Genomic DNA, 4015 nt, shown 5'->3' on the forward strand with positions numbered 1-4015 from the left:
CTTGGCTCGCTTGGCTTGGGTTGGGTTGGCGGGGGTGGCTTGGGGATGGGGCGCGCCTTGTTGGCTTTTCGGGGTGTCGGGGGCGGGGGCTAGCCTCTGGGGATGGCATCGCGCTTCTATCACCTGGTCGTCGACTCTCGGGAGCCTTCCGTACTCGCCGAGTTCTGGGCGGCCGTCCTCGATCAGCCGGTTCTCTACCGCTCGGAGGACGAGGTCATCGTCGGCGCGGACCCCCACACCTATCCCGGGCTGTGCTTCCTCCGGGTCGACGGCACGAAGGCTGTGAAGAACCGGTTGCACATAGACCTCGACCCGGACGACCAGGAGGCCGAAGTCCAGCGCATCCTCGCCCTCGGTGCTCGCCGCGTCGACATCGGCCAGTCCGCCGACGTGTCGTGGGTCGTGCTCGCGGATCCCGAAGGAAACGAGTTCTGTGTGTTGCGGCCTCACACCTCCCTCATCGAATAGCGGTCCCGCGACCATGCCGCCTGGAGAAGAAGGAATCGGCGATGGACGACTCTGATGCCCTGCTCAGGATTCGAGAGATCTGCATGTCGTTGCCAGAGGTGACGGAGAAGCCTTTCGGCGGTCATACAGCGCCCTCCTTCCGTGTGCGCGACAAGCTGTTCGCGATGACCTCCGAGGACGGCCTGTCTCTGACGTTCAAGGCCGGACCCGGCGTGCAGGAAGCTCTGGTCGCGGAGGCGCCCGAGCGTTTCTTCGTCCCGAAGTACGTGGGCGCCAAGGGCTGGGTCGGCGCGCGGCTCGACGCCGACCACGACTGGGATGAGATGGCCGAGCTGATCGAGGACAGTTACCGGCTCATCGCCCCCAAACGGCTGGTCGATCTCCTCGACCGCGGGTAGCCGGCCCTTGGCGTTCAGCGTGGTCGGCGTTCCAGGCGTGCGAGGCGTGCGGCTATGTGGTCCATGGTGGCGTTGTCGGGTTGCCAGCCGCGCTGGAGCAGCGCCGTCAGGAGAGCGCCCAGGTAAGGGGCGGGACGAGTCAGAAAGTTCTTGGTGACGGGGATGACGTCCCAGCCCATCTCCTTGTCGAGCCAGCCTCGGCGCTGTGCGTCGTGGCTTCTGGCATCTCGGCCGGTGTGGTGGCGTTCGCCGTCGTATTCGAGGCCGACGCGGAACTCGCGGTAGCCGAGGTCGATATAGAACCAGTTGCCTTTCGCGCTTCGCACGGGGATCTGCGTCTCAGGGCGCGGGAAGCCGGTGTCCACGACGGCGACGCGGATCCAGCTCTCGCCGGGGGAGGCCGCGCCGCGGTCGGCGAGCCTGAGGATCTGGCGCAGCCGTTGGTTCCCCCGGTATCCCCGCAGCGTGCGGGCCATCGCGGCGAGTTCCTCCACGTCCACGTCTCGGCGCAGGAACTGGTCCAGCGCCGCGACCGCCTCGTAGCGGGGAAGCCAGCGGGCGCAGTCGAGGGCGGTGCGGGTCGGGCAGGTGAGGCGTACATCGGATTCCTTCACTACGTGTTCGGGCGGGAGGTCGACGCTGTCGGCGGTGATCGGGACCGGGGCCGGTGGGGCCTCAGGGGGTCGGGGAGTGACGAGTTCGACGTCCCAGTCGAGCTCGCTCACTCCCGGAGGTAAGACGTCCAGGCCCCAGATCCATGCGGCGGTGCGCCGGGCGATGACGGCTTCCGGGGGCAGGATGCTGCTCAACGCCGCGGCGCGCGCGGCGAGGCCGGTCCCTTTGACGGGGACGAAGTAGGCGTCCGGCCCGATGGGGATGATCGAGTCGGCGGCCGTCCGCTTCCAGGTGAGGGTGAATCCGTCCATGGGATTGAGGATGCCCTGTCCGGCGGTGCCGGGCAGGGGGTGGCGAGAATGTGGATAACTTTGAGTTATCCGAGGTCAGTGCGCTGGTCGCGGGTTCGGCCTTGTGGCGGCTCTGCGTCTGGGACGGGCGTCGCGGAGACCACTCTCATCGCCCATGCGGCCATGCGGTCGATCAACTCAGGGGCGGCGGCCACCTCGGCGTGGCCGAAGGACGGTTCTATCCACAGTTCCTTCGGGTCGGACGCCGCCTCGTAGAGTTGATGGCCGTGTTCGACGGGGAAGAACGCGTCCGCTGCCCCGTGGACGACCAGCAGCGGCACCGGCGCGATCCGTCCGGCGACCTCGTGCGGCGCCTCCGGAACGGGATCCCAGCCCTTGGGCGCGATGCGCGTGCCCCGCGCCAGGCGGACGGCCATCCGCCCCGCGCGCCGTTCGATCACCCAGTGCACGCGCCGCATCGGCACCGTTCCGCGGTAGTACCAGCGTGCCGGCGCGCTGACCGAGATCACGGCGTCCACCCCGCCGTGCAACGCCGCGTGCCTGACGACGATGGCGCCGCCCATGGAGAAGCCCGCCAGGACGATCCGCCCGTATCCCCGTCGCGTGGCCGCCGCGACCGCCGCATCGATGTCGAGCACCTCGCGGTCTCCGACCGTGGAGTGGCCGCCGGACCGTCCGTGGCCGCGGAAGTCGAGCCCGATCACGCCGCCGTGCCGGCCGAGGGCCGCGGCGATCCGGCGCAGCGCGGGCTGGCGCCACGAGCAGGTGAAGCCGTGCGCCAGGACGAAGCAGACCTCCCCGTCGGAAGGCGTGTGACCTGCGTCGATTCGGACACCGTCGGCGGTGTAGAGGGTGAGCGGTTCGGGAGTCGCCACGCCTCCATGGTCGCTCATCGGCCGCGATGGTCGAAGAACCACCCGCCTCGACACGTCGGCGAGGCGGCCCGTCACGGTCGAGGATGGGAAGAAGTGGCCGTCGCACGTCCGCTGCTACGGCGCGGCGACGCCGGATACGTCTCTGTCTCTGGCTGTGGAGACCGGCGCCATGCGCACGAACGAACAAGGAATCCGCCATTACCTGGGCCAGCGATTACTTCCCGCACCAAGAACAATTCCCTTCCTCCCCTCCTCACGGTCACAAGGAAGCCGCGCAGGTCAACACCATCGATACCGGCACCCCGAGCCTCCGCGACCCCATGGCCGCCCATAGGGAAATGACGGATTAAGTATGGGTCCGCCGGAGTGGGCTGAAAGGACACGGTGCTGGGTACAAATCAATCGTGTCTGGTGGGCTGGTTGGTCGACGGGCTTTGGCGTCGGATTGGCTGCTATGGACAGCGAAGACCGCACGCTTCGGGTGAGGGCGCGCCGTACGCGGCGAGCCGGCGAGCGCGGCGCGACGACGCGGGCGCCGGACGTCCCCGAAGCCTCCGCGACGGCCTCGGAGTACAGGCGCGCGGCCGAGGAGTACGCGCAGCAGGCGATGGTCTCCTCGGCGCGAGCCCACGACCGCGCCGCGTCGCTTCTGGAGGACATGGCCACCGTCCACCCCGAAGAGGCCGAACTGCACCTCCAGTCGGCCGCCCGCCACCGCCGATGGGCCGACAACGACAGAAGGCTGGCCCAGGAACACTCCCCCCACGGCGCACTCGACGGCGCCTGAGGGCAGATCCTCACGACGGCACGACGCCGACGGCCAGGGTCCAGCACCCTTGAACCGCGGGCAGCGGGACGTCCTGCTGCTGACCGTGTCGGGCGACCTGTCCCCGGCCGAGATCGGCGCGGCCCTCGGCTCGCCACCGGCACCGTCCATTACCGGCTCAGCCGCGCCCGCGTCGGGATGCGCGAGGCGCTCGGCGGGACCGACCCCCTCGACATGGGAAAGGCCCGGCGTCTCCTGCGATGCCGGGCCTTTTCGGCTCGCCGAGTGTCCGCCTTGTGGCCACCGGGGAGGGACGCTTAGGTAGGGAGAGGTCAGGTAAGGAACTGGTTATCTCACTGGGAGGTCCTGTGCGGGTCGGGGTGCTGCTCAACGAGCGGGGCGGGGTCGAGGCGCTGGGGAAGCTGACGGACGACGTGCGGCTGGCCGAAGCCCTGCCATGAGCGCGCCGCGTCCCGGCAAAGACGTACGACTCTTTCTCTTGAACCGTTCATGTTCATGGAGACGGCCGTCCGCCCGAACATGCCCGCCGGGCCCCTCGCCCCGTCCGGGCCCTTGTCCAGC

Annotated in this window: 6 protein-coding genes; 3 read left to right on the plus strand and 3 right to left on the minus strand. The window is 69.1% G+C overall.

Annotation, left to right across the window (positions count from 1 at the left end):
* Nucleotides 1-102: 102 nt before the first annotated feature.
* Nucleotides 103-468, plus strand: coding sequence for a VOC family protein (locus AB0C69_RS39130; protein WP_360361230.1), 366 nt, complete (start codon nt 103-105; stop codon nt 466-468).
* A gap of 41 nt (nt 469-509) precedes the next feature.
* On the plus strand, nt 510-866 hold the full coding sequence (locus AB0C69_RS39135; protein WP_360361233.1) for an MmcQ/YjbR family DNA-binding protein: 357 nt from the start codon (nt 510-512) through the stop codon (nt 864-866).
* 14 nt (nt 867-880) lie between these two features.
* Here AB0C69_RS39135 and AB0C69_RS39140 read toward each other — a convergent pair whose 3' ends face one another.
* Nucleotides 881-1792 (minus strand): hypothetical protein, encoded by a 912-nt coding sequence (locus tag AB0C69_RS39140; RefSeq protein WP_360361236.1) that lies wholly within the window; start codon nt 1790-1792, stop codon nt 881-883.
* Between the two features lie 65 nt (nt 1793-1857).
* A complete protein-coding gene (locus AB0C69_RS39145; protein ID WP_360361239.1) occupies nt 1858-2667 on the minus strand; it encodes an alpha/beta fold hydrolase in 810 nt (269 codons plus the stop codon).
* 454 nt (nt 2668-3121) lie between these two features.
* On the opposite strand from AB0C69_RS39145, the gene AB0C69_RS39150 reads away from it, so the two are divergent.
* Nucleotides 3122-3454, plus strand: coding sequence for a hypothetical protein (locus tag AB0C69_RS39150; RefSeq protein ID WP_353833624.1), 333 nt, complete (start codon nt 3122-3124; stop codon nt 3452-3454).
* Nucleotides 3455-3786: 332 nt separating this feature from the next.
* On the opposite strand, the gene AB0C69_RS39155 is transcribed toward AB0C69_RS39150, so the two are convergent.
* Nucleotides 3787-4015, minus strand: a 229-nt coding sequence (locus AB0C69_RS39155; RefSeq protein WP_360361242.1) for a hypothetical protein, incomplete at its 5' end; no start/stop codon positions are given.

Origin of the sequence: Actinomadura sp. NPDC048032 (assembly GCF_040653175.1) — a bacterium.
In the GTDB taxonomy this organism is placed as follows: Bacteria; Actinomycetota; Actinomycetes; order Streptosporangiales; family Streptosporangiaceae; genus Spirillospora; species Spirillospora verrucosospora.

Excerpts from the sequence above, each read along its gene's own strand:
- AB0C69_RS39135 (WP_360361233.1), top strand. The coding sequence starts at position 510 with ATGGACGACTCTGATGCCCTGCTCAGGATTCGAGAGATCTGCATGTCG.
- AB0C69_RS39130 (WP_360361230.1), top strand. The coding sequence starts at position 103 with ATGGCATCGCGCTTCTATCACCTGGTCGTCGACTCTCGGGAGCCTTCC.
- AB0C69_RS39140 (WP_360361236.1), bottom strand. The coding sequence starts at position 1,792 with ATGGACGGATTCACCCTCACCTGGAAGCGGACGGCCGCCGACTCGATC.
- AB0C69_RS39150 (WP_353833624.1), top strand. The coding sequence starts at position 3,122 with ATGGACAGCGAAGACCGCACGCTTCGGGTGAGGGCGCGCCGTACGCGG.